The sequence below is a fragment of the Legionella sp. PC1000 genome (genome assembly GCF_014109805.1).
GTDB classification, from domain to species: domain Bacteria; phylum Pseudomonadota; class Gammaproteobacteria; order Legionellales; family Legionellaceae; genus Legionella; species Legionella resiliens.
On the sequence record NZ_CP059400.1, the window covers coordinates 2,702,212 to 2,728,666 of the forward strand.

A 26,455-nucleotide genomic window follows, 5' to 3' on the forward strand; every position below is an offset into this window, starting at 1 on the left:
AATGAAAAAATTAGCCGTTGAAATAATCAAAAACATATTGATTAGTTAGCATTCATTAACGATGGAAATCAAAATGATATAAATTGTAACCTAATGGAAACAATACGAACTCGGAGAGACTTGTATTCATCCCTCCAAATTGCACTCATATCCCTCAGGCTATACTTATCCTTTACACGTTACATCTGCTTAATTATTTCATCTCCAAAACCGGAACTACTCACCAATGTTGCGCCGATCATACCCCGCTCAAAATCATAAGTTACAGTTTTGGCTGCTATAGCACCTTGCATGCCTTTGATAATTAAATCAGCTGCTTCAGTCCATCCCATATGACGTAACATCATTTCAGCAGAAAGGATAATGGAGCCAGGATTTACCTTATTCTTGCCCGCATATTTTGGTGCTGTTCCATGAGTTGCTTCAAATACAGCAACTTTATCACTTAAATTTGCACCTGGAGCAATACCGATTCCACCTACTTGGGCTGCCAAAGCATCAGAAATATAGTCGCCGTTTAAATTAAGTGTGGCAATTACGCTGTAATCTTCTGGTCTTAAAAGAATTTGTTGGAGAAACGCATCCGCAATGACATCATTAATGATGATTCGCTTGCCTGTTTTAGGATTCTTGATTTCCATCCAGGGACCGCCTTCATATTCTTTTGCATCAAAAGAATTACGTGCAACTTGATAGCCCCAATCTTTAAACGCACCCTCGGTAAATTTCATAATATTGCCTTTATGCACCAAAGTTACCGTGTCCCGGTCATTATCAATTGCATATTGGATTGCTGCTCTGACTAAACGTGTAGTTCCTTCTTTAGAAACAGGTTTAATTCCTATGCCGCAGTGCTCAGGAAAACGGATTTTTTTAACACCCATATCTTTCATCAAGAATTCAATCACTTTTTTTGCTTCAGGTGTATCCGCTTGCCATTCAATACCCGCATAAATATCTTCAGAATTTTCCCTAAAAATAACCATATCCGTTTTCTCAGGTTCTTTAAGGGGGCTTGGAACGCCAGTGAAATAACGAATTGGACGTAAGCAAGTATAAAGATCCAGTTCTTGACGAATTGCAACATTAAGTGAGCGAATTCCACCGCCAACAGGAGTCGTCAAGGGGCCTTTAATCGAAACAACGTATTTTTTCAGTGCTTCTAAAGTTTCTTTTGGTAACCATTGATCAGAACCATAAACTTGAGTCGCTTTTTCACCCGCATAAACTTCCATCCAGGCAATTTTTCTCTTATCGCCATATGCTTTTGCAACCGCAGCATCAACAACTTGAATCATAGGAGGTGTTACATCTACACCAATGCCATCTCCTTCAATAAAAGGGATAATGGGATTATTGGGTACACGAAGTGATAGATCAGCAGTAACTGTAATCGCTTCACCATGTGAAGGCACTTTGATTTTATCGTATGTCATTGACAACTCCGCAAAATTAGAGAGAAGGCAATGATAGCATGTGATAACTTGGAATCCCAAGTACCATTTCCATTTAATTACTCACGTTTTGGATGCTTACTATGATTGTTGCAACATTTTAATTTGCTCAATCAGTTGATCGTATCCTGCTTCAACGTTGATATAATCACTTTTTGCCAAATAAACAGATAATGATCCATCATCTGTTGCAGAAGGTTTTTGTAAAACACCATTATAACCTTGACTTTTTAAACGAAGAAAATCGTTAATTTTGGTGACTAGATAAAAATTACGAAAATAATTATCAGGAACCATATGAATTGCCTGGGCATCATTTTGTAATGATTTTCCTGGTAAATAATCTTTAAGGGAGTAGGTTGAGTTGTTATGAACAGCAACTATTCTGCCTTTTGGCAATAACTGTTTAATTTTAGTTGCCAGCTTATTTACTTCATGATGGGCCCTGGGGTTATAAGGACCAAATTGCGAAAGCGTTTTTTTAATCCCAGTATCGGTAAAAATTCGGTTCGGATCAAACTCATAACGTTGGTTATTCAAACGAAATACTATATTGCGGCCTCCAGAATGTACTAAAGCAATAAGGCTTCCTCCTTCTCGCTGAATCACTGCCTGTGCTGCCTTTAAAGCCGTTTGTTCATTATGATGCAAATGCACATAGGTCTTGCCTTTCCCTATTGTGTGTTTAATCTCTACTTTTTCATCACCAACCATAACAATATGATTCATCGCGTATGCAAACTGACAGAAAAAAAGTGAAACTAAGATTGCAGATTTCATAAAAATTTTCACCATAAAGTATAATTTTTGCGTTATTGTATAAGAATTGACCTACAAAAACAATGAATTGTATTGAGGAATTGCTCATCATGTAGAAAGCTCCTACTATAAGCGTACTCAAACTCTTTTTTATATCATACTTAATGCCAGAAATTATACTTTTCAATAAACCTTATGGGATCGTCACTCAATTCTCTGGCGAGAACCCCGAACACACATTAGCTGCTTTTATTACTCAACCCGATTTTTATGCAGCAGGACGATTGGATAAAAACAGTGAAGGATTGTTATTATTAACTAATAATGGCGCTTTGCAACATCATCTAACTCATCCCAAATTCAATAAAAAGAAGTATTATTGGGTACAGGTAGAGGGAATACCTACCGAAACAGATTTAGAACCTCTTAAAAAAGGTTTGGTTCTTAAAGATATTACCTTTTTGCCAGCAGAAGCCAGGCTTATTGATGAACCACAATTATGGCCGCGCAATCCTCCAATCCGTTTCCGACAAAATATTCCTACCAGTTGGCTGGAAATTATTTTAAAAGAAGGAAAAAACCATCAGGTACGAAAAATGACTGCAGCAATTGGATTCCCCACTTTAAGGTTAGTACGACATCAAATTGGTAACTGGAAATTAGAGAATTTACAACCTGGTGAATATCGAGTCATACATCACCCCTTCAATGGTCATTCTATTTCTCGGAAAATGAAATTAAATAATGTTTAAAAACGTAGTCTGAGTTCAGAGAAACGCAACAACTGGGTTAAGAATAAACAGCTTAGTCGCTGTATCTTTTACACAATTCACCGAAAAGCCACATTTGTCACATCTCTGCCTACGCTCCGCGGCTTGTCCGCGAGGTCCAGTGTTTTAGGGCAGAGCCTCTGGATCCTGCGGACAAGCCTTAAACGATCGTCAGTTTTCTAAATTTATCATGTACCACTTAAGTTTCTCTACGTACCGCTTAAATTTCTCTACGTACTGCTTTCCTACATACCGCGCATAAAGCGCGGTACGTAGATGAAGAAATTAAGCGCGGTAGGTAGGCGAAAATTTTAGTGGAGGTTTCTCAAAACTGACGATACCGCAGGTAAACAGACCCTGAACCATCGTCAGTTTTTTAAATTTATCATGTACCACTTAAGGTTCTCTACGTACCGCGCTTTATGCCTGAGAGATGGCCACTTTTTGTGACCATCTCTCAGGGACAAGCCGCGGGACGTAGGAATAGAGCTGAACCGATTTTTCAGGATGTATAGAAAATTCAGCTGCAAGCAGCTCGGTTATGCTTGCTGTATCTTTTCCAAAGTCAGATAAAATTTAAATACCTGCAAAACCCTCTCGCCTGTCGCGCTTCCTTATCAATAATTTCCAATTAATTCGCCACAAAGTTATGAATCCATGTCAATAGGTGAATTTCACCGATGTAACTTTATGCATATACAAATACAATTTGTCTCGTATTTAATCAACCAGGAGGAATATTTATAAATAAGTCCATTAAAAGGCTTTTATAAATTTCAGCCATTTTTTAAAAAAACCGGAGAAAATATATGACTATAAAAGTTACTATTAAACTTGATGATAACAAAATAAGAGTTTATTTAAATAGTAATGATGCAACAATAGAAGCGATTGGAGATCATTTAAAAAACCAAGGCTATAATAACGTTGCTTCAGTAATAGCGGTGGAAGAAAAAACACATGCGAAGAAGTGTCAGGGCTATTCTTTAAACCCTTACTCTCTTGCTTATAATGTCATTGGAAAAGAAGCTATGCAAATTGAGGCCTGGTTCAATATAGGAAGACATTATACAGATGAAACTTTGTCTGCAGCTATTGATACTTTAATAGCACCTGTATTGCCTACTGTTATCGAAGATACAATTCTTCCTGCAGCCAATATGCACGTGAAAGACTTGAAGTCTCGAGTCTATGTTACTGTCTTTGAAGAACAAAATGCATCATTAGGAGACGTTTTAAAGTTAGTTGGTAATTTGGAATCATGCATGCAGGCTGTGAGGAAGCAAGCAGGGCTTAAAGGCGATAAGATCGCAAGCGACGTGGTTATAGCATTTGATGATAAAGTAAAACCTGCACATCATGCAAAAGGCTTGTCTGTATTTGGCATAATGCCTGCTCCACAGAGTACTGGACCAGTGACTAGTGCGGGTTACAATTATTCTACTACTACTTCTGGCGTTACCAGAATGAATAACTAACATGTAATAAACTTCCAGTAAGTAGCAAAATAGCTTGGTTGCAAGCAGCCAGGCTATTCATGTTGGGTTATACTTTTATCTCATCTGCACTTACTTAAAAACTTTTCAACGATAAACCAAACGTTTCAATAAAGTATCTTCACCAAGCAAGCGAATCCATGGCCAGATAAACATACCTACCAAAGCACTGGCTGCAGGTGCAAACACGCTGTAATTAAACCCGAGCAAAGCGGAAATTAAAGAAATAATCGATTGATATAAAAGACAGAAGAACCCGATCAAAAAGATTTGCTGCATCATAGAAAAAAATTGAAATCGTCTTGATTTGCTGGAGGCAATCCAGGTTACCAAAAGTAAGGCAAAAGAATGTTCTCCAATTACTGTTGCAAGTAATACATCCAATAATAATCCCACAAACAGCAATGTAGTCAGTCTGAAGTTGCCTGGTAAAAAATATTCTATATAAAGCACGAGCAATAATATCCAGGGAGGACGAAATGCTGAGATTAACTCAGGCATGGGCAATATAGATAAAAGAAGAGCTACAATAAAACCAAGGCACAAACGTACGCGAAGATTTCTTATCACATAGTCTCCTTGGCATTTAAACGCTCATTAATTTGCGCATTCAATTGCTCTTGTTCTGCATCGGACCATATAAGTAATACCAACCGGTTACGATTAAGCAATGCAACTGGCTTCACTTTCACTTTCACAAAATCTTCACCAGGAATACTATTCACTTCTTCCACAAGTCCTACGGGGTAACCTTCAGGATAGTGCCTGTCCAAACCTGAAGTGACTAATACGTCACCAGGATGAATGGACGAAGTTTTTGGTAAATTAATTAAGGATAGTTGCTCTATATCGTTGGTTCCAACAAGAATTGCCCGTTCTCCTGTGCGATTGTTACGTACAGGTACAGCACTTTTTGAGTCTGAAATAAGCAAAACCGTACTGGTTATAGGGCCTATATCGACAATTTGTCCCATAACTCCTTTTGCATCCAAAACAGGTTGTCCTACATAAGCACCATCACGTTTTCCCTTATTTAAAACAACCACCTGCCGAGAATTGCTGGTATCCACAGCAAGAATTTGTGCCGCCATTGCACTCGTATTTGCCTGTGATGAGGTGAGAAGCAATTCTTTTAATTGTAAGTTTTCTTTTTGAATAACAATTAGTTTTTGTAATTCTGCTTCCAGCATGGTTTGCTGATAGCGCAATTGCATGTTTTCTGCAATCAAAGCTTTTTTTGCACTAACCAGTGACTGTACCCAGCCAATAACGCGGACAGGATAATCTACCGCATATTGCAAAGGAGCAACCACTAAGGAAAAGCCGCTTCGAACACTATCTAAATAACGATAATGATAATCAGAAAACATGAGAAAAATAGAAAAAGCAAGAGCAAGTACAAATCCTATAGAACTGTACCCACTCCTGCTAAATAATCTGTTATGTTTATTATTCTGTTGAGAGGAAATCACCACCGCGCAAATCCATGGTTTCTAAAGCTTTACCACCACCACGTGCTACACAGGTCAGTGGATCTTCAGCAATTAATACAGGTAAGCCAGTTTCTTCCATGAGCAAGGTATCAATATTCTTCAATAAAGCACCGCCTCCAGTAAGAACCATGCCACGCTCAGCAATATCAGCTGCCAGTTCAGGTGGAGCTAACTCCAAAGCAGCTCTCACAGCGCCAACAATACCTGATAAAGGTTCTTGAAGTGCTTCTAAAATTTCCGCACTTGTCAGAATGAAACTACGAGGAACACCTTCAGCAAGGTTTCTTCCACGAACTTCAATTTCAAATAAATCGCGACTTGGGAAAGCAGAACCAATTTCATGTTTAATACGTTCTGCAGTAGTTTCACCAATTAGCGTACCGTAATTGCGACGTACATAAGATACAATAGCATCATCGAACTTGTCGCCACCTATACGGACAGATTGGTGATACACGATGCCACTTAAGGAAATAATCGCAACTTCAGTAGTGCCACCACCTATATCCACGACCATAGAGCCACTGGCTTCTTCTACTGGCATTCCAGATCCTAAAGCAGCTGCCATAGGTTCTTCAATGAGAAATACTTCACGAGCACCAGCACCCATTGCAGATTCGCGAATTGCCCGACGTTCGACTTGCGTAGAACCACAAGGAACACAAACCAAAACACGTGGGCTGGGTCGTAAGAATTTATTTTCATGAACTTTATGTATGAAATGCTGCAGCATTTTCTCAGTAACAAAAAAGTCAGCAATCACACCATCTTTCATTGGTCTAATGGCATTGATATTACCTGGAGTTCTTCCCAGCATTCTCTTCGCTTCGAGACCCACCGCCGCAACACGCTTTTGTCCTGATTCATTACGTAAAGCAACTACGGAAGGTTCGTTTAGGACAATCCCTTTATCTCTTACATAAATCAATGTATTTGCTGTTCCCAAATCAATCGATAAATCATTGGAGAACACGCCCCTTAATTTTCTGAACATATGCCACACTATCCCATTCTTTTTTTGTGCGCTACTTTATCCTAAATTTGGATAAAAATCGACAGTTCTTAGACAACAATTTAAAATTAAAGAGTAAATTTTGATAAATAAAAAGAATTTTGAATTTTTGAACCGGAAACACAGATCAAAATAAAGTGCATTAAATCCATTTATGAACATTCAGTAGCAAAGCAATCAAGTTGATTTTTATCCGCCCCATCTTATCTTATCATCTCATTCCAATTAAAAATATAATTTGTTGCCAATATGATTATATTATACACTGCGCGATCTAATATTCAGACTCTATCTTAAGGTGTTATATGCCCAGCAGCTTAAAATCAAAAGAATTATCCCAATGGACCCATGGTAATCCGGATCTCATAGCTAAACTTCTCTTCAATCTTTTTTCTTTTTTACAATTAGAAACAAATAAGGGAAAAGATCCTAATTTGGCCTATAAAAAAGCCGCAGAAAATATTGGTAATTTTATAAGCTTATTAGGAGATCAACGCCTTCATATTCCTCAACCAGGCAAAGCATCGGTTGATGGTTCTGCCTTGTTGGGTGCTTATTTACGCTTGGGAGTTACACTTAACGACAAACCTATCGTTGAATTAAGTGAAGAGCAAATCGAAGCAGTACATACTTTTGTTAAACCATTAATCCCTGAAGGTTTTACACCAAAGCAATTTTTTGATGGTATCGAAGGATCTCCATCCAAAAAACATGCAGCAATATTAAAACTTCTAATATTTAAAGGCATTTCTCCTGAACATAAAGATGAAATGTTCAAAGGCAAATATGCTGAAAAAGTAAATACCCTCCTTGATTCCGTCCTTAACTTGGTTGACTTCATGCGAACTCCTTTTAGCGTCTTAGTCTTAGAGGAAAAAGCGGCTGTAGCTGCAGCAAAAAAATTAGGTAAGGAGAATGCACAGACCTCTGGAATAGATTTACAATGGACTTCCATGTACAAAGCCATTGAGCGAAGCCTGCAAGATATTATCAATTTAAAAAAAGGCAGTGCAGAAAAAGCAGAAAAGTTTCTTCAAGAAATAAAGCCATCTTTGACTCAATGTCAACAATGCTTTGGAATAGCCAATACTCGTTATGAAGTACAAAAAGAATATGCCGCAGAAACCAAAAAGCGCGAGGAAGACCTCAGTGAAACCTTTAAATCGCTTGGGTTTCCGGATGGAAATCCAGCGAAAATCGCTCACTATATTAGTGAATTCAGGCAAAGTCTTATAGGAAAAGAACCTGAAAAAGCTGAAGCAATAAAAATCATGACATTGAAACAACTTATCAATACTTATGCTGCTCAATGGCAAGCTGCTTTAGATAAGATAAAAAGAGATTTAGCTTCTTCTAAAGAAGAAGTACAAAAGACAAAGGATACTTTACAACAAAAAGAGTCTGCTTTATTTGAGTCCGATAACCAGCTACAAAGTCTCCGGTTACAATATGAAACGCTTAAACTTAAATCAGATGAGGCAGGTAGAGAATTTGAGCGCCAAAGTTCAGAGCTTGCACGGTTAAAGAAGGTTGAATCCACTTCGAAACAAACAATCAAGGAACTAGAACTAGCAATACAAACAACTCAGAAAGATCAACAAATAAATACCACTTTAGAACAGTTGGAAAAGCAATTACGTATTGCCAAAAAAGAAAATGAACAGTTAAGAAGCAAAGTAAGTCTTGCGCAAAAACACGAACAAACCCTTCTTGAACTTCAAAAGCAATTAGAAGACTTACGGAAAGACAATGAGTCATTGCACCGTCAACTCGAAGCAAAGAAACAAACTACTAAACCAACGAGTGAGGTCCCATCTGAAGTGTCTCAACTTAAAGCTCAGTTGGAGTCTTTGCACCGGGAAAATGACTCTTTACGTCAAACATCTCCCGAAGTAGATAAACGATCCAAGGCTTCATCCAGTGGTGTTCAATCCGAAGTATCTATGCTTCGTTCTCAGCTAAAATTGTTGCGGATAGAAAATAATAAACTCAGAGAAGAGTTAAGCAACGTAAAACCACCCCTACCTAAATTAGTACCTAAATTGCCTGATTTAGGTATAAAGGCTGATTTATTAATCGCCCTTGGAGAACTACGTTTAAATAAGGGAGATAGGATCAGGATGAGAGATACAATAATTGCAAGTAAAGAAGAGAAACAGTTATCAGATATTGGCACTGAAATTAAACGTTTGCAGAAGATTAATGAGTTTATTGAAACTATCAATAAAGGAATTTTGGAGCGAGCTGGATTTTTCTCTTCTGATCCCTATAAGAAAACGAAAGCAATTGAAACCGCTTTCCAAGAATTATCTGTTGATGATAAATATAAACTAGCTACATTATCTGAAGAAAAGATCAATGAGGAATTAAGCAAGGAAAATGGAGAGGAAACTGATATCGGAAAATTCCTTAAAGCCATTCATCATAAAAGAGGGTTTATCGCGATTCACCAAGCAACAAGTTTTACCTTCTTTAAGAGCAATATTGGCAATCTAGATAAAGAGTTACAACATATTAATTCGCCAATACAGGTCCTTTAAATAATTTAATTCACTACAATGTGTCGCTGCTGTAATAATTAACACTTACAGCAGTGACATACAAAAATAAACCGCTGACTCGGTATGGCTTTTATTCTATCCTATTAACAACAAACACTTGATTCAATTTATCTCGATTCGCAGTCACAAAATGTTGACCCAGGCCCTTCACTTCAGCAAGCTCTTCTAAAGATTTAAATCCATGATGGCTTTTACGATAGGCGATTATGGCTTCGGCTCGTTTCTTTCCTATGCCTTTAACCGAACCGGTAAGCATGGATAAATCAGCAGTATTCAGATCAATTTTATGAAGTACTACAGGAGGCTTTTTCAGGTTCGAATTTTCTTTAGCAATGACTGCATGAGCAGATAGAGTAATTACAGATAATGACAATACAGCAGCAATAAATTTTGCTTTCATAATTTTCTCCTAATTGTTGGACTAGATGGCTCATTCCAGAGCCGAACAAAGTATCCCAAGAATTGAGCGCACTGTCGAGAGTTTTTTAATTTTTTTATCTTATTTCAATGAGTAACAAAAAAATTGAAGATTAATAATATTCTGTTCACCTAAGCATGAGATTTGTTTTGGAATAATTGAGAGTAAAAACATGCGATAATATTAAAACTTGTTTCACTGCCTGATGAGTCGTCAGTTTTTGATAAGAAACCTTCACTATTTTTTCGCCTACTTACTGCGCTTTATGCGCAGTATCCAGAACAAATACTTTTCTATACTTTTGGGTGCTGTTGCCCAAGCAAAATCTCATGGATACCGCGCATAAAGCGCGGTACGTAAGGAGTTATATAAAATACGTAGGGAATTATATAAATATATAGTGAGTTATATAAAATACGCAGGGAGTTATATAAGAATAGGAGCAAACATTCCGAACTCTTATACTGAAATATTACGATGCATGATAAAGCACATAAGCTACGCTTGCAGTTAATTTTTTTACCATATCCAAATGCAAGAACTCATTAGGGCCGTGGGCATTGGAATGAGGTCCCAAAACACCGGTAATCATAAATTGTGCATCGGGAAATTTCTTTCCTAACATTCCCATAAAAGGAATAGTCCCACCTTCTCCCAAATAGGCAGCAGGCTTACCATAGTAAGTCATTGATGCCGCATCAGCAGCCTTTTCCAACCAGGAAGCAAGCTTAGGTGCATTCCATCCAGGGGAGGCATCACCCATCTTAAAACTCACTTTGGCATGATAAGGAGTTTCTTCAGTTAAGGCATTGTGCATCGCTGTTGCGGCAATCTCAGGATCTACCAAAGGCGGCAGCCGCATGGATAATTTTAATGCCGTTTGTGGCCGCAGAACATTTCCTGCATCTTCTATAGCAGGAAATCCATTGGCACCAGTAACCGTCAATGCAGGTCTCCAACTTCGATTCAGAATCAATTCCTTTCTATCTATGGTTACTGGTTCAACCCCTTTATGGAACGGAAACTCTGTATAAACAGAATCCCCTAGCACCTGGGCACACTGTGCTGCCTGGCGTGTTCTTTCTTCTGGAATGTCGCAATACAACTCAGGTAGTTTCACCTCTCCTGAAACTTCGTCTTCAATACGACTAATTAATTGCCGAGCAACTCGGAAACTGTCAGCAACGATACCACTCGCCGCCCCCGAATGAACGCCCTCACGAATCACCTCAACCGATAACTCGCCCACTAAATTGCCGCGTAAGGAAGTAGTCATCCATAATTGTTCATAATTACCTGCGCCAGAATCAAGACAAATAACTAACTTGGGTTTGCCAATCCTGTCATTTAGCAGTTCAATGTAATAAGGTAGATCATAACTGCCACTCTCTTCACATGCTTCAATAATCAAAACACAGCGGGGAAAAGGTAATCCTTGCTTCTGTAACGCGCAAATCGCGGTTAATGAAGCATAGGCGGCATAACCATCATCTGCAGCACCGCGACCATATAAGCGTCCATTTTTTAACACGGGTTTCCATGGATGCAAATCTTCATTCCATCCGGACATTTCTGGCTGTTTATCAAGATGACCATACAACAAAACAGTTTCATCAATTACGCCAGGAACTTCAATGAAAATTAATGGAGTACGCCCTTTTAACCGCATAATTTCCAGCATCATTCCTTTCGGCCCATGCGCCTTACACCAATTGGCAATATGGGAAACCGCCTGCTCCATTAATCCATGCTCCTGCCATTTAGGATCAAAATGAGGTGATTTATTGGGAATTCTAATATAGTCACATAAACTGGGAATGATTTTCTCTTCCCATTGACAACAAACAAAGTCATACAATGCTTGCGGATTGAACATGAACTTGCTCCTCAATAATAGATACAATATGATCCGTGGCTGACTTAATATTTAGGGCATCGATTTTGTTTCTGATATCCTCTTTACTATTCTCCAGTTCATATAGTGTTTGCAGTAAAGTATCTATATTCAAAGATCGATCTTCAATCACGAGACTAATACCTAATTTTTGAAAATATCGAGCATTTTGGATTTGATCTCCTCGACTTACCTCTGCCGGTAAAGGAATTAAAATATGAGGTTTACCCAAAGCTAAGATTTCATATAGAGAATTGGCTCCAGCACGTGAAACTACTACAGATGCCGCAGCAAACAAATGCGCTAATTCTTCATTAACATATTCAAATTGTCTGTACCCTCTCTGATCAACAAGGGAAGGCTCTAATTTTCCTTTTCCACAGATGTGAATGACTTGATATTTTTTTGTTAATTGAGACAAAGCCTCACGAATAGTACGGTTGATAGAGCCAGCCCCTAAGCTACCACCTATAGCCAAAAGACAGGGCTTATCTGCATTAAATCCACATAACTCTAGTCCATGGTCACTGTCACCAGTAAATAACTGATCACGAATAGGAGTGCCGGTTATTTCTATTTTATCTTGTTTTTTAAAATGTTTTTTCCCCGCTTCAAAAGTCAAACATATTTTATTAACAAAAGGAAAACAGAGTCGATTGGCAAGTCCGGGACTCATATCAGATTCATGCGCAACAACAGGAATCCGATTTAACCAAGCACCCACTACCACTGGAAATGCAACAAAACCCCCTTTAGAAAAAATCACGTCAGGTTTTAATTTATAAAGAAAGAAAAAGGATTGTACGATACCCAGAAGGATTTTAAATGGATCCAATAAATTTTTAAAACTCAAATATCGACGTAATTTACCACTGCTTATCCCCCAAAATGGGATTTTAAGTGGCTCTATCATCTGTTTTTCAATACCATGAGCCGAACCAATATAGGCGATTTCCCAACCTTTATGGCTAAATTCTTTAATCAACGCCAGGTTAGGCGCCACATGCCCTGCTGTACCTCCCCCTGTAAAAATAATCATTGGCATCATAAAATTTTCCTAATTAGTAAACTTAAGTCTATGGCTTGAATTGATTTGGTAATGGCACCAACAGAGATGAAATCAACACCTAATTGGGCTATTGCAGCAATATTTTCCAGCGTAACTCCGCCAGAAACTTCTAAAGTACAATGTTTTGGTTGATTCATCCTAACTGCCTTTTCAAGCATGTCCTGACTAAAATTATCCAACATGATTCGATCAGGGTGAGCACAAATTGCTTCACGCAACTCATCCAGAGTTTCGACTTCTACTTCAATTAAAACATTCTTTTGGTCCTTTCTTGCCAAAGCAACCGCCTTTGCTACTGAACCACAAGCTTTAATATGATTTTCTTTAATTAAAACAGCATCATAAAGTCCCATACGATGATTAAAACCGCCTCCACACGTAACCGCATATTTTTGTGCCGCTCTTAATCCAGGAAGCGTTTTACGCGTATCCAGTAATCGAGTTGGCGTGCCGCGAAGCTTTTCTACATAATGATGCGTTTGAGTTGCGGTAGCTGAAAGAGTTTGTAAAAAATTTAATGCAGTACGCTCGCCCGTTAAAATATTTTTTGCTGAGCCATATAAAGTACATAGAGTAGATGGGGCAGGCAACCATTCACCTTCAGCAACTTGCCACTCGACGTTGATTTGATCATCAAGTTGATTGAATACCTCATTAACCCAAGGTTGACCACAGACTACCATAGGCTCCCGAGAAATAATTTTTGCTTCGGCCTGGAGATGGGCAGATAATAAAGTTGCAGTCACATCCCCATCCCCTACATCCTCATGTAATGCACGTGTTACCTCGGCTTCTATGTGTAAAGAAGTTTTATTCATCTTATTTTCTATCCTTCTTCGCATAGCGTGCTTTTAATAAAATAGGCGCAATAAAAGTGGTCACCATAACCATTAAAACAATTGCAGAAAATAAATCATCCGACATAACCCCCAAAGTCCGACCTATAGAAGCGAAAACTAATCCCACTTCGCCGCGAGGTAACATCCCCATACCAATGAGCAATCGATCATCTGAAGCACGTGCCCCATAGCCACTGAGTAATTTGCCAATCACCGCCGCGATGATTAAACCACATGCTAAAATAATTACATTCCAATGATAAAAGCTTTCTAATTTAACTTGAATGCCGATCACAATAAAAAACATAGGAGCCAAAATGGATTCTAATGGCGATAATAAATGATAAATACTGCGATTTTCTTGTTGAGTCAGAGGTATACCATCAAAATAATCATCATGAAGAATTACCCCAGCAGTAAATGCACCAATAATTGTTGCAAGTTGCAGCACTGAAGCGAGCCAAGAAAGAGTCATGATAAATATAAAGGAAATAAATAATTTTGCTTCCCAAGGCTCAAGAAAACGGAAAAAATGAATTGCTTTGCGCAAAACAATCGGACCTAAATATAAAGAGCCTGCAAAAAATAACAGCGCACTCACAATAATGCGTAGCACAACCATCATATCTACAACGCCACTAATTACTAAAGAACTGACCACAGCTAATATTATTAGACCTAATACATCATCCAACATTGCCGCACCTAAAATAATTTTTGCTTCCCGGGTACGTAATTTTTTCATTTCAGAAAGTACCCGTGCAGTAATTCCTATACTGGTTGCACTAAGCGTCGCTGCAATAAATAAATCGACCTGATAAGATCCATTAGGCATAAATGTATAAGCTACGCCAAAACCCAGAAGCATGGGCGCAATTACGCCAATTAAGGCGACAAAAAGTGAATCGCGGCCTGTATGTTTCATTTCCTCTATTGAACTTTCCAAACCAACCATAAATAGAAGAAAAATGACTCCATATCGCGAAAAAATGTCAACAATATAAGCAATTTTCAAAAAATCAGCACCGTGAGGCCCACTTAAAGCATCAACAACTTGCTGTGAATAATTTGGATTAGGAATAACTGAAGTAACCGCCTGATTTAAAGGTACCCCTTCAAGTATTTGTCTCACTGCATCAAAAATTGCAGAGCCTTCGCGTAGCAAAATAGCTAATGGGAATCCGTAATAATAGAATAAATTGCCAATAAGAATTCCTATCAGCAATTCACCAAGGACGCTGGGTTGATGGATACGTCGTGCCGTATAACGACCAATAATTGCAAAGAAGAAAATAGTAGTCACGCCAAGTAACACAAACGCAATGGGATCAGCATGAATTGGCTGCTCAGCAGAGGCAAAAACCATAGCAGGATATATTCCTGCAATAAGAAGCCACCATTTTAAATGCTGCATTACTATTTTATACCTCGCTAAAATATTCTCTTATTGCTGAGTAAAATAGCCTTCAGCAAATTTATTCATAACTTATCAATGAATCCTTCTCCCACGTCCTGCGGCTACCGTTTGTGCCTAGACTATCGAGAAGTACCATTTATTCCATTTAATCCTAATGCTTTGCCAAAAATAAACACGTCTCTAAAACAGAGTCGGGATTAAGTGAAACACTTTCTATGCCCTCTTTCATTAGCCATTGGGCAAAGTCTTGATGATCTGAAGGCCCTTGACCACAGATCCCTATGTATTTATTGGCTTTTTTACACGCAGTAATTGCCATATGTAATAAAACTTTCACTGCCTCATCTCGCTCATCAAATTGAGCCGCTATCAAACCAGAATCTCTATCTAAACCTAATGTCAATTGGGTTAAGTCATTAGAACCGATAGAAAAACCATCAAAATACTCTAAAAATTCTTTGGCTAACAACGCATTGGAAGGTAATTCACACATCATAATCACGCGTAATCCATGTTTACCTCGCTCAAGACCATGCTGCTTTAAAACCTGAATTACATTACTCGCTTCAGTAACTGTTCTTACGAAGGGAATCATTATTTCTACATTCGTCAAGCCCATTTCTTCACGCACACGTCGTACTGCTTTACATTCTAAAGCAAAACACTCTGCAAATGACTCAGAAACATAACGTGATGCACCTCTAAAACCCAGCATGGGATTTTCTTCATGCGGCTCATATAAATTACCGCCAACAAGATTTGCATATTCATTTGATTTAAAATCGGACAATCGTACAATTACGGGTTTAGGGTAGAATGCGGCAGCTATTGTTGCAATTCCTTCTTTTAATCGCTCAATATAATATTCAACAGGGGAAGCATAGGCTGCTGTTTTTTCAGTAATAAATTGTTTTAATTCCTTATCTTTTAAGCGATCAAAATCAAGTAATGCACGTGGGTGAATACCAATAGTATTGGAAATTAAAAACTCAAGGCGAGCCAAACCCACTCCTGAGTTAGGAATAGATTGAAAGGTAAAGGCTCGTTCTGGATTACCCACATTCAACATAACTTTCATTGGCAATTCAGGCATAGTTTCTACATCCAGATGTACTTGCTCGAATGGCAGCAAACCTGCGTACACATAACCGTTATCCCCTTCAGCACAACTAACGGTTACTTCATCACCATCGCGTATGGTTTTTGTAGCATCACCACATCCTACTACAGCGGGAATACCCAATTCACGAGCAATAATAGCCGCATGACAGGTTCTGCCACCACGATTAGTAACAATAGCTGAAGCACGCTTCATTACAGGTTCCCAATCAGGATCAGTCATATCTGAGATCAATACATCACCACGTTGAACCCGATCCATTTCACTTACATCTTTAATAATCCTTGCCCTGCCTTGTCCAATACGTTGACCTATACTGCGTCCTTCAGCCAGTATCTCACCTTTTTGTTGTAGGGTATAGCGTTCCAATATTTGTTTATTATCGCGGCTTTTTACTGTTTCAGGACGGGCCTGTAAAATATATAGTTGGCCATTTAGACCATCTTTTGCCCACTCTATATCCATTGGTCGGCCATAATGCTTTTCGATAATTATGGCTTGACGCGCCAAGCTTTCCACTTCGCTCGGAGTTAAAGAAAAGAGCAGCCGATCTTTTGCATCAACTTCGACAGTTTTGACCCGTTGCTTTTTGCTAGGATCATCACAATAAACCATCTTCAAGGCTTTACTGCCCAGATTTCTGCGAATAACCGCAGGTCTACCTGCTTGAACTCCGGGCTTATGCACATAGTACTCATCAGGATTGACTGCTCCCTGAACTACCATCTCGCCTAAGCCGTAAGATGAAGTGATGAATACTACTTGGTCAAACCCCGACTCGGTATCCATGGTAAACATCACCCCACTTACTGCCAAATCACTACGGATCATCTGTTGAATACCTGCAGATAAAGCTACTTCATGGTGGGCAAACTGATGATGGGTCCGATAAGTGATTGCCCTATCATTGAACAACGATGCAAAAACATGTTTGATCGAGAGCAAAACGTCATCAATTCCTTTTACATTTAAAAAAGTTTCTTGTTGACCCGCAAATGATGCGTCGGGTAAATCTTCCGCTGTTGCTGAGGAACGAACCGCTACACTAAAATCACCATGACCTATAGAGCGGGACATCTGTTCGTATGCAGCCCGTACCGCATATTCAAACTCGGGAGTAAATGGCGTATTGACAATCATTTCTCTGATTTCTTTCCCAACAACGGCCAACTGCTGCACATTATCTGAATCTAAGGCCGCTAATTTTTCATAGATTTTCTTATCTAAATTATTTTGGGACAAAAACTCTTTGAATGAATCCGCTGTCGTTGCAAATCCGCCAGGAACAGACACTCCTGCGGAGGATAAATGACTGATCATCTCTCCAAGAGAAGCATTTTTCCCACCAACCTGTTCCAGATCATGCATGCCAAGATGTGCTAAATCGATAATATGTGTTTTGACCGTCATAACTACCCCAAGTCCATAAAATGATAGTCATTTTACTGAAAATGTGCGGCTATGGGAAATAGAAACTTTATTTGTCAGCCAACATTTGTTTTTATTCCATCGAGATAAACGATCATTTCATCTAACCCGTGAGGTAGATACTCTAGTTAAGAGCACGATTATGCATTGCATGCAACTAAAGCTTGAGAAAACTCCTTATGGAAATTCTTCTCTCCTAGAAGTTTAACAATTCCTCCCTTGCGAAGTTTTTCTTCTACGCGTGAGTTGGCTCCACTTAAAATCACCCTTACGTTACGCTCCTGTAAATCTTCAATAACCTCTTCCAAAGTTTGTAAGCCGGTAACATCCATAAAAGGTACCCAACGCATCCTAATAATTAATGTTTTGGGATCCGTATGAGTTACTGCTAAAGCATGTTGAAAAGCTTCTGCTGCACCAAAGAAAAAAGGTCCCTCTACAGCATAGATTAATAGGCCATCTGGCAAGGTTTCTATATTTTGTCGTGCCAATTCATGTGCCAATTCTTCTTGAGTCATTTGTTGCACTTCAACACTGGAAGCCATACCCCGTATAAAATTCAGTACAGCAATAATTACACCTATATTTACTGCGACTACCAAATCAACAAACACGGTAAGGAAAAAAGTGACTAACAAAATCACAACATCAGCTTTTGGAGCGCGTTGTATTAATTTAATGAAATGTTTTACTTCACTCATATTCCAAGCGACAACAAACAAAATTGCAGCAAGTACCGTTAGCGGTATATTCACCGCCAAAGGCGCCAGGAACAGAATGATTAAAACTAAGGTAAGTGCATGGATTATACCTGCTAATGGACTATTACCACCATTACGAATATTTGTCGCCGTACGTGCAATAGCTCCTGTTGCAGCAAACCCTCCAAACAATGGCGTAAGAATATTAGCTATTCCTTGGCCAACCAGCTCCTGATTGGAATTATGTTTTGTTCCTGCCATTCCATCAGCAACAACTGCAGATAAAAGTGATTCTATAGCACCGAGCATCGCAATCGTAAAAGCGGGACCTACCAATTCAATCACCTTATCGATTGTGAGGTCAGGCAATTTAAATTCCGGTAAACCTTGAGGTATTCCACCAAACAAGGAGCCTATAGTCGCAACACCGGAAAAATTATAGATTGCCTGCAGTCCTGTCACAGCCAATAGAGCCACAAGCGGTCCAGGAATGCGTTTTAATCCTGGAATTCTATTTGAAAAAATAACCAGAAACAGTGAAAAAAAGCCTAAAATGGTTGTCGGTATATTGAGCTGCGGAAAAGACTGCAGTAAATACCATAATTTTTCATGAAAATGACCGCTTCCACCAGAGGGAAGACCCAAAAAGTAGTGCCATTGCCCTACCCAAATTACTACACCAATTCCTGCAGTAAAACCAATAATCACCGGGGCGGGGATAAACTTAATAATGCCGCCTAAACGAGCAAGACCAAAAAATAAGAGCATGAATCCCGCAAGTAGCGTTGAAATTTGTAACCCGGAAACCCCATATTTAGCAGTAATTCCCGAAAGAACCACAATGAAAGCGCCGGTAGGGCCTGCAATTTGTAACCGGCTTCCGCCCATAACTGAAACAATCAAGCCAGCAATAATCGCTGTATAAATACCTTGTTCTGGTCGTACGCCTGACGCGATGGCGAAAGCCATTGCCAAAGGCAAGGCAACAACCCCCACGATAATTCCTGAGATAATATTTTGTAACCAATATTTCTTGTGGAACAGGCCCGCTTGATATGATTCAATGATCGTTTTCATAAAATCCCATGACTCATTTTCAAAAATGCGATCATTATACACAATCATATTAAAAAAATATCAATTTTCTGATAAAATTCCTTAGTTTATTCACATCTGAACGCGCATCTAATATTATATGTGCTTTATCTTTAAGGCTAGCTGCTTATGACTCTTACTGCTTTAAATGCGATCTCTCCAATCGACGGGCGTTATATTAATAAAACAAGGGCTTTAAGTCCTTATTTTAGTGAGTTCGCCTTAATTTATTATCGCCTGACTGTAGAAATTCGTTGGCTTGAATCTTTAGCAGCCAATAACGCGATTTCCGAGGTCCCTCCATTCGATCAAAGGACTAAGGACTTTCTTGATGATCTTATTGCTAATTTTGATGAAGAAGAAGCCATCAAAATTAAAGAATTTGAGAAGCAAACAAATCACGATGTCAAAGCAATAGAATATTACCTGAAGGATAAGTTCCAACAGAATGCGAGTTTGAAAGCAATTACTGCTTTTATTCATTTCGCTTGTACCTCAGAAGATATCAACAATTTAGCTTATGCTTTAATGGTCAAACAGGCAATTGCCCAGGTTATTCAACCCACGCTTGCTGAAATTATGGGAGGAATTACTCTACTTGGAAAACAGCATGCCGATGTACCTATGTTATCCAGAACACATGGCCAACCAGCAACACCTACAACCATGGGGAAAGAGTTAGTCAATTTTGTTGCCCGTCTCAAAAGACCACAACAGCAATTATGTGAAGTATTAATTCCTGGTAAGTTCAATGGTGCCGTTGGTAATTATAACGCTCATACTATAGCTTATCCCGAAGTTGACTGGCGCAAGCACTGCGCTAATTTCGTTACGTCACTGGGTTTATCTTTTAATGCCTATACTACACAAATCGAGCCGCATGATGGATTAGCAGAGGTATCGCAAATTATGGTGCGTATTAATAATATCTTGCTCGATTATACTCAAGATATTTGGAGCTATATTTCTCTTGGTTACTTTAAACAGAAAACTGTAGCAGGAGAAGTGGGCTCATCCACTATGCCCCATAAAGTAAATCCCATTGATTTTGAAAATGCCGAGGGAAATTTGGGAATGGCGAATGCCCTCTTCATTCATTTTGCAAATAAACTTACTCAATCACGACTGCAACGAGATTTATCTGATTCTACCGTATTGCGTAATATTGGTATGGCATTTTCTTACAGCCTTATTGCCTATCTGTCCCTGGCCAAAGGCAATGACAAATTACAAATCAATAAACGTCCTTTACAAGAAGATTTAAAATCAAATTGGGAAGTATTGGCTGAAGCAGTACAAACCATGATGCGTCGATATAATGTGCCAAATGCCTATGAACAGTTAAAAGATTTAACCCGCGGGCAGGGAATTGATGAACAAAGCCTCAAGCAATTCATTAAGGGGCTCTCGATACCTGAGGAAGCTAAAGAACAATTAATTAAACTCACACCAGAAAACTATACGGGCCTGGCAACCCAATTAGTAAAGGCCTTTTTATGAGTGAGACACTCTCGCAACAAGGACAGACCTTTGAATTTGATGTCCTTGTTATGGGCACAGGACTGGCTGGATTACAATATTGCTTACAGCTGATTCAACTACAACCTCGGTTAAAAATTGCTTTAATCAGCAAGGCAGAAGCTATTGAATGCAATAGCCGTTATGCCCAAGGTGGAATCGCTGCTGTTTTTTCAGAAGAAGATTCTCTGGAATCGCATATTTCAGATACCTTGATTGCTGGAGATGGACTGTGCTATCCACCGGCCGTTGAATTTATTATTCGACAAGGCCCGGAGATGATAAAACAATTGAGTCAATATAAGGTTCACTTTAAACAAGATAGCAAAGGAAATTTTCATCTAGCCCAAGAAGGAGGACATTCCCATCGACGTATTTTTAACTGTGGGGATCAAACGGGTTTATCAGTTACCCAAACAATGAACCAACTCGCTCAACAGCAGCACCAAATTCATTTTTTTGAACATCATGTAGCAGTAAATCTAATTACCCATTACCATCCTCATCGTACCGATACTCAAGGAGAGGTTTTAGGCGCTTACATTCTGGATTGTACTGCAAATCGAATTCATACTTTTTTAGCGAACTGTGTGATATTAGCTACTGGAGGCGCAGGCAAGACGTACCGATACACAACCAATCCCATGGTTGCCACCGGAGACGGGGTTGCCATGGCTTATCGTGCAGGGGCACGGATTGGTAATATGGAGTTCTACCAATTCCACCCTACTCTACTGCATCATCATTCTTTAAATAATTTTCTCATCTCAGAAGCGGTACGTGGCGAAGGAGCTTTACTCAAAAATGCCGAAACAGGGGAACGGTTTATGAAGCATTACGCCCCTCAGCAAATGGAGCTAGCTACACGTGATATAGTGGCGCGTGCTATTTTTAGTGAAATTGAACGCAGCCAAATGGGATATGTTTATTTGGATATTACCCATCAATCCAAAGAATTCCTGAAAAAACGTTTCCCGCAAATTTATACGACTCTATTATCCATTGGCATTGATATGAGCCAAGATATGATTCCTGTCGTGCCAGCAGCACATTATCAATGTGGGGGCATACTTACGGATGTTGACGGCCGAACCGACTTAAAACGACTCTATGCCATAGGGGAGGTCGCTTTTACCGGTTTACATGGTGCCAATCGCCTGGCGAGTAACTCATTGCTTGAAGCCTTAGTCATGGGTTCCAATGCTGCTCGATGTACTTTAAAAGATATTTCTGCTCCGTGGAAATATACCGAACATATCCCTAACTGGAGTGCACCCAGTGAAGTCAATGCACGACGCGCCAGCCAAATTAATGCTCAGTGGCGCGGCTTAAGAGGAGAAATGACATCTTATGCAGGGATAGTGCGAACTGAAGCAGGACTTGAAGATCTACTACAATTAATAATGAAGCGTAAAAAAATAATTGAAGAATATTACTGGAAGCATAGTATCACCCGAGATTTTATTGAATTAAGAAATATTATTCTTAATGCCGAACTCATAGTAAGAGCAGCTCTGGCAAGACGAGAATCACGTGGTGGACATTTTCGAGAAGATTATCCAAATAAACAAGCTGAGGCACAAGAAAGTATTGCCAAACTTGGATTAATGGATACTTCGCCAGAATAATAAATGTAAGTGATACATTAAAATGATTTGAGGCAAAATTGATGTTTAAAAACTCCACTCTGTACCAACCTGAAACTACCTTAATGCATATCAGAAATGATATGAGTATTTGTCAAAGTGACTATCCGATCGACTGGTATCAAGAAGAATTCATTCCTTATGCTCAAGAGTACCAGGCATTACCCGATCGTAAGCTCACAACAGTTTTAGCTTGGATGACTCCTTATCTTAAAAAAGCCCAAGATCATTTTGGTGAGCGATTATTACTTTTGGCTCATTATTACATGGGAGGCGATATAGTCCGTTTGGTTGAACAATTTGGAGGACTTATCGGTGACTCCTATCAATTGGCCTTGATGGCAGCTGAACATCCTGAAAAATCGATTATTATCGAATCTGCAGTGCATTTCATGGCGGAATCCATTAGTATTTTAGCGAATAAAAACCAACAGGTTTATATTACTAACCCTAAATCAGGTTGCACCATGGAGATGCTTGCCAAAGACTTCATGGTCGAACCTGCTTTTCTTGATTTGAACGAACGTTATGGTGCTGAGAATATTTTACCAGTTTGCTATATGAATACGTCCGGTCGAGTCAAAGCATTAACTGGTGCCCAAGGGGGGGCTGTTTGTACGAGTTCTAACGTAAAAAAAATATTCCAGTGGGCTCTAAAGCAAAATAAAAAGATCCTTTTTATTCCCGATCAACATATGGGGGAAAACGTAGCTTATTGGTTAGGAATAAACAATCTGGCCTATTGGCCTGGTGGAACGGCAGGAGCCCAATATTCACTTGCAGCGCAAGACTTAAAAACCCTTAAACAGTTTGATGAAGCCCAATTAATATTATTTGCAAGCCAATGCGCCGTACATACACATTATCAACCTGAAATGTGTGATTATTGGAACAATCAAGGATACACGACCATCGTTCATCCAGAATGCCGTAACTCAGTCATTAAAATCGCACAACACGCAGGTTCCACAGCATTCATCTGGGATTATGTAGTCCATGATCGTGCTAAAACCAAGCGTTATGCGATTGGTACTGAAAATCACATGGTTGAAAATCTAAAACAATATTGTAAAGGTTTAAATATAGAAGTAGTCAATCTGGCTGAAGCACCCAAAAAAGAAAATGAAAAAGGAATAGGTTGTGGATGTGCTACCATGTCACGTAACGATCCCCCTCATCTCGTCGCGCTCGTTGATTTATTAAGACAGGGGAAAACAATGGCTTATAACGAAGTTAAAGCAGGTGACGTAGTTAATGAATTCACGGGAAGTAGAAACAGGCTACCAACAAAGGATCAACAATGGGTTATTGATAATGCTAAAAGATCCTTGCAAATGATGATAGATATCACTGAGGATCGCATTTAGTGATTCAAAATTCATATAATAAAATGTAGCCTGGGTGCAGCAACCCATGTTTTAACTGATATAAATTTCCCGGGCTCCGCTGCGCTGCCTCCAGGCCACAAGTATTCACTAAGTGACCCGACTTAATGACAAACACAGTCAGGTGATTGCGTACCATCCTTGCACTTTAGATGACCAGTAGCTTTATCGCACTGAGCAACCCCACCATGCTTGGAGCAACAACCTTTAGCGTTTGTAGTTGAACTCGTTGATTTCTTACATCTACATGTAGGAGAGGCTGTGCCATCCTTACACATTTGGTAACCCGTAGTTGTGTTGCAGGAAGCAACGCCCCCATGCTTTGAACAACAAGCCGCATAGGCCCAAACGAATGGACTGCCCAATAAAAAAAGAATGGTAATAAGCTGACCTATCCGCCTTGAAACCAGATTTGTATTTTTCATGTGAAACTCCATTTTCATCAATGACATTAATAATATAGAACATATTTATTCATCTCATGAACTTCACGCTGTATAAAATTGGCACTGTTCCAGTCCTTGAGTGCAAACAAACCCCCCCAGCGAATCAAGCCAACTGTAATCAAGACGTGATGGTATTTTAGTAAGAACTTGCCACCAAATTGAATATTCACCCACTGAATTCCTATAAGTGCAAACCACTCCTTGCCCATAACCTGCAACCAAAATATTCGCACGCACAAAATGAGTGTTTTGGTCTCCTTGCGGACGATTAGGCGAATAAGGATTTACTGTCCATGGAGCTGGTGGGACACCCCATTTTAAAGAAGTAGTTTCAGGATCAGGGCAATTGGTTGCATACCCCATTGTCGTAAATTGTGCCAAAAAAAAACTAAAAATAATAAAATGATACTTCCTCATAAACCCCTCTTAAGTAATGAGCTATTTTTTAAATAATAATATACTAAAACCCATTGTGAGAATTTATTTCTTTGTTATAATGGCCGCTCAAATGCCTGGGTGGCGGAATTGGTAGACGCGCCGGATTCAAAATCCGGTGGTGGTGACACCGTGTGGGTTCGAGTCCCACCCTAGGTACCATAAATAGTTTTAGAATGCCCTATAATTATTTAATTAATAATAAAGCCATATCCCCTTTTTATCTCAAATGCGACTCGTAATTTATCAATTTCCTTAATTCGCATTTGCTCCTTTTACTCATCTAATCCAATTATTCTATCTGCAATGAATTCTAGCCTCTGCCTGTATTCATGATGAGAGGAAATAGAACTCCCATCCGAGCGAAGACCACAACCACTCGCCCCCATCTCTAAAATTTTGTCCTTAGCATCATAAAAAGTTGCCAAAGCCAGTTTAGCAGTAATACTTTTATTTTTGGGGCTCCAGGTATTTACTGCATTTGGATCGAGAAATGGAGATGTTTTGTTGTTTGCATTTTGAGCAAAATGCCTTAATATATCTAAATTCCCCACTCTATAAGCATCCAATATCTGGTTTAGTGCTCTAATTTTATTAGATCTTCTTGAATCATATAAATAAAACCTAAACCATGAGGATCTATCATTTTTCAATTCAGCCAGATGTGTTTCCAATTTTCTTAAAAGATCTCGATTGGGTATAAATGGAGATAAAGCCATACTACTTGAGAATCTGGTTCTTAACGTAATATCTTCTGAACGAATCCATCGATATGCTTCTCTCGGACTTCCATCTTTAACAATTCCCAGTTTAGGGAAAAAAACTAATTCTTTGGCAATTACACAGTCAATATTTCGTACCCAGCAACCTAATTCTCTGCTAAGAAGCTTTTGTGCTTCATTTTTCTTATGCGGACCACTAAAATCTTTTACACCGAAATTAAAATCTGTACCCCAAAAAACTCTTATCTCATTATGGGATTGAACAAAATCACGGGCTAATTTCATTGGATGACCTGGAGTTTTTATAGCATTTTTCGCATCATATTTTCGTGCATGACAGAAAAACACATCCTGCTTACTTTCTGCATCTGTTCCCAGTATTGCAAGAGCCATACATCCAATTAATCCACTGGTCCATAATAGATCAACACCAGCATGTTTTATATCTTTAATAATCACAGCAGGACCATTTCCAGGTTCATTTCCATGCAAGCCTATAACCCCATCTATGGCTGATTCCATCCATGATTCTTCTCCGGTATAAACTTTTATTGGGCCTGCTCCAGAGAGATCCACATTCTTGCCCCAATGACTTCCGCATTGGTTCAATTCTTTTCCAAACTCTCGTATAGAAATCACTTTCTCTTTTGACAATGTTGAAATCCTCTTAGATGACTCAAATCATACTTATCTGATTTGAGTATTTAGGACTGGGGTATGAATAATATAGTTGATTTTTTAAATAGAATGAAAAAGATCTCAAGGCCCGTCTGCTGA

Annotated in this window: 21 protein-coding genes and 1 tRNA gene; 7 read left to right on the forward strand and 15 right to left on the reverse strand. The window is 39.0% G+C overall.

Annotated elements, in window-relative coordinates:
- Window positions 1–179: 179 nt before the first annotated feature.
- Both icd and FOLKNPGA_RS11860 read right to left on the reverse strand, forming a co-directional pair.
- Window positions 180–1,436 carry an NADP-dependent isocitrate dehydrogenase gene (icd, locus tag FOLKNPGA_RS11855; RefSeq protein WP_182350105.1) on the reverse strand — a complete coding sequence of 419 codons (1,257 nt, stop codon included), beginning with the start codon at window positions 1,434–1,436 and terminating at the stop codon, window positions 180–182.
- A 99-nt stretch (window positions 1,437–1,535) separates the two neighbouring features.
- Window positions 1,536–2,234, reverse strand: a complete 699-nt coding sequence (locus tag FOLKNPGA_RS11860; RefSeq protein WP_182350106.1) for a protein tyrosine phosphatase — start codon at window positions 2,232–2,234, stop codon at window positions 1,536–1,538.
- Between the two features lie 143 nt (window positions 2,235–2,377).
- Between FOLKNPGA_RS11860 and FOLKNPGA_RS11865 the strand changes: the two genes are divergently transcribed.
- The gene (locus FOLKNPGA_RS11865; protein WP_182350107.1) at window positions 2,378–2,965 is read left to right on the forward strand and encodes a pseudouridine synthase; all 588 of its coding nucleotides are present in this window, start codon (window positions 2,378–2,380) and stop codon (window positions 2,963–2,965) included.
- 827 nt (window positions 2,966–3,792) lie between these two features.
- Window positions 3,793–4,461 carry a hypothetical protein gene (locus FOLKNPGA_RS11870; RefSeq protein WP_182350108.1) on the forward strand — a complete coding sequence of 223 codons (669 nt, stop codon included), beginning with the start codon at window positions 3,793–3,795 and terminating at the stop codon, window positions 4,459–4,461.
- 105 nt (window positions 4,462–4,566) lie between these two features.
- Here FOLKNPGA_RS11870 and mreD read toward each other — a convergent pair whose 3' ends face one another.
- From mreD to FOLKNPGA_RS11885, 3 genes are read right to left on the reverse strand one after another with little or no spacing between them, the layout of a single operon-like run.
- Entirely contained in the window at window positions 4,567–5,046 is a 480-nt protein-coding gene (mreD, locus tag FOLKNPGA_RS11875; RefSeq protein WP_182352848.1) for a rod shape-determining protein MreD, read from the reverse strand.
- Window positions 5,046–5,951: a rod shape-determining protein MreC gene (gene mreC, locus FOLKNPGA_RS11880; RefSeq protein ID WP_182352849.1), complete on the reverse strand. Its 906-nt coding sequence runs from the start codon at window positions 5,949–5,951 to the stop codon at window positions 5,046–5,048. The genes mreD and mreC overlap by 1 nt, the downstream gene beginning before the upstream one ends.
- Window positions 5,929–6,966 (reverse strand): rod shape-determining protein, encoded by a 1,038-nt coding sequence (locus FOLKNPGA_RS11885; protein WP_003636696.1) that lies wholly within the window; start codon window positions 6,964–6,966, stop codon window positions 5,929–5,931. The genes mreC and FOLKNPGA_RS11885 overlap by 23 nt, the downstream gene beginning before the upstream one ends.
- A 323-nt stretch (window positions 6,967–7,289) precedes the next feature.
- Here FOLKNPGA_RS11885 and FOLKNPGA_RS11890 point away from each other — a divergent pair, with 323 nt between their 5' ends.
- Window positions 7,290–9,524, forward strand: coding sequence for a hypothetical protein (locus FOLKNPGA_RS11890; RefSeq protein WP_182350109.1), 2,235 nt, complete (start codon window positions 7,290–7,292; stop codon window positions 9,522–9,524).
- A 91-nt stretch (window positions 9,525–9,615) separates the two neighbouring features.
- On the opposite strand, the gene FOLKNPGA_RS11895 is transcribed toward FOLKNPGA_RS11890, so the two are convergent.
- The 7 genes from FOLKNPGA_RS11895 to FOLKNPGA_RS11925 all read right to left on the reverse strand — a co-directional run bounded on the left by FOLKNPGA_RS11895 (window position 9,616) and on the right by FOLKNPGA_RS11925 (window position 19,508).
- Complete coding sequence (locus FOLKNPGA_RS11895) at window positions 9,616–9,945, reverse strand: helix-hairpin-helix domain-containing protein (protein WP_182350110.1); 330 nt, start codon at window positions 9,943–9,945, stop codon at window positions 9,616–9,618.
- 490 nt (window positions 9,946–10,435) lie between these two features.
- Window positions 10,436–11,839 (reverse strand): M20 family metallopeptidase, encoded by a 1,404-nt coding sequence (locus FOLKNPGA_RS11900; protein ID WP_182350111.1) that lies wholly within the window; start codon window positions 11,837–11,839, stop codon window positions 10,436–10,438.
- Complete coding sequence (locus tag FOLKNPGA_RS11905) at window positions 11,814–12,905, reverse strand: undecaprenyldiphospho-muramoylpentapeptide beta-N-acetylglucosaminyltransferase (protein ID WP_182350112.1); 1,092 nt, start codon at window positions 12,903–12,905, stop codon at window positions 11,814–11,816. The genes FOLKNPGA_RS11900 and FOLKNPGA_RS11905 overlap by 26 nt, the downstream gene beginning before the upstream one ends.
- On the reverse strand, window positions 12,902–13,744 hold the full coding sequence (nadC, locus tag FOLKNPGA_RS11910) for a carboxylating nicotinate-nucleotide diphosphorylase (protein WP_182350113.1): 843 nt from the start codon (window positions 13,742–13,744) through the stop codon (window positions 12,902–12,904). Before nadC ends, FOLKNPGA_RS11905 begins: the two co-directional genes overlap by 4 nt.
- 1 nt (window position 13,745) lies before the next feature.
- On the reverse strand, window positions 13,746–15,179 hold the full coding sequence (locus FOLKNPGA_RS11915; protein ID WP_182350114.1) for a cation:proton antiporter: 1,434 nt from the start codon (window positions 15,177–15,179) through the stop codon (window positions 13,746–13,748).
- Between the two features lie 154 nt (window positions 15,180–15,333).
- The gene (ppsA, locus tag FOLKNPGA_RS11920; RefSeq protein WP_182350115.1) at window positions 15,334–17,712 is read right to left on the reverse strand and encodes a phosphoenolpyruvate synthase; all 2,379 of its coding nucleotides are present in this window, start codon (window positions 17,710–17,712) and stop codon (window positions 15,334–15,336) included.
- Window positions 17,713–17,870: 158 nt separating this feature from the next.
- Window positions 17,871–19,508, reverse strand: a complete 1,638-nt coding sequence (locus tag FOLKNPGA_RS11925; RefSeq protein ID WP_182350116.1) for a SulP family inorganic anion transporter — start codon at window positions 19,506–19,508, stop codon at window positions 17,871–17,873.
- Window positions 19,509–19,655: 147 nt separating this feature from the next.
- On the opposite strand from FOLKNPGA_RS11925, the gene purB reads away from it, so the two are divergent.
- Genes purB through nadA form a run of 3 tightly spaced genes read left to right on the forward strand, consistent with a single transcriptional unit; the run spans window position 19,656 to window position 24,057 of the window.
- The gene (purB, locus tag FOLKNPGA_RS11930; RefSeq protein ID WP_182350117.1) at window positions 19,656–21,026 is read left to right on the forward strand and encodes an adenylosuccinate lyase; all 1,371 of its coding nucleotides are present in this window, start codon (window positions 19,656–19,658) and stop codon (window positions 21,024–21,026) included.
- On the forward strand, window positions 21,023–22,672 hold the full coding sequence (gene nadB / locus FOLKNPGA_RS11935) for an L-aspartate oxidase (protein ID WP_182350118.1): 1,650 nt from the start codon (window positions 21,023–21,025) through the stop codon (window positions 22,670–22,672). Before purB ends, nadB begins: the two co-directional genes overlap by 4 nt.
- Before the next feature lie 41 nt (window positions 22,673–22,713).
- The gene (gene nadA / locus FOLKNPGA_RS11940; RefSeq protein ID WP_182350119.1) at window positions 22,714–24,057 is read left to right on the forward strand and encodes a quinolinate synthase NadA; all 1,344 of its coding nucleotides are present in this window, start codon (window positions 22,714–22,716) and stop codon (window positions 24,055–24,057) included.
- Between the two features lie 122 nt (window positions 24,058–24,179).
- Here nadA and FOLKNPGA_RS11945 read toward each other — a convergent pair whose 3' ends face one another.
- Entirely contained in the window at window positions 24,180–24,500 is a 321-nt protein-coding gene (locus FOLKNPGA_RS11945; RefSeq protein ID WP_182350120.1) for a hypothetical protein, read from the reverse strand.
- Window positions 24,501–24,563: 63 nt separating this feature from the next.
- Window positions 24,564–24,938: a DUF3757 domain-containing protein gene (locus FOLKNPGA_RS11950; protein WP_182350121.1), complete on the reverse strand. Its 375-nt coding sequence runs from the start codon at window positions 24,936–24,938 to the stop codon at window positions 24,564–24,566.
- Window positions 24,939–25,031: 93 nt separating this feature from the next.
- On the opposite strand from FOLKNPGA_RS11950, the gene FOLKNPGA_RS11955 reads away from it, so the two are divergent.
- Window positions 25,032–25,118, forward strand: a tRNA-Leu gene (locus FOLKNPGA_RS11955).
- Window positions 25,119–25,231: 113 nt separating this feature from the next.
- Here the strand turns inward: FOLKNPGA_RS11955 and FOLKNPGA_RS11960 are convergent.
- The gene (locus FOLKNPGA_RS11960; protein ID WP_182350122.1) at window positions 25,232–26,332 is read right to left on the reverse strand and encodes a hypothetical protein; all 1,101 of its coding nucleotides are present in this window, start codon (window positions 26,330–26,332) and stop codon (window positions 25,232–25,234) included.
- Window positions 26,333–26,455 lie beyond the last annotated feature (123 nt).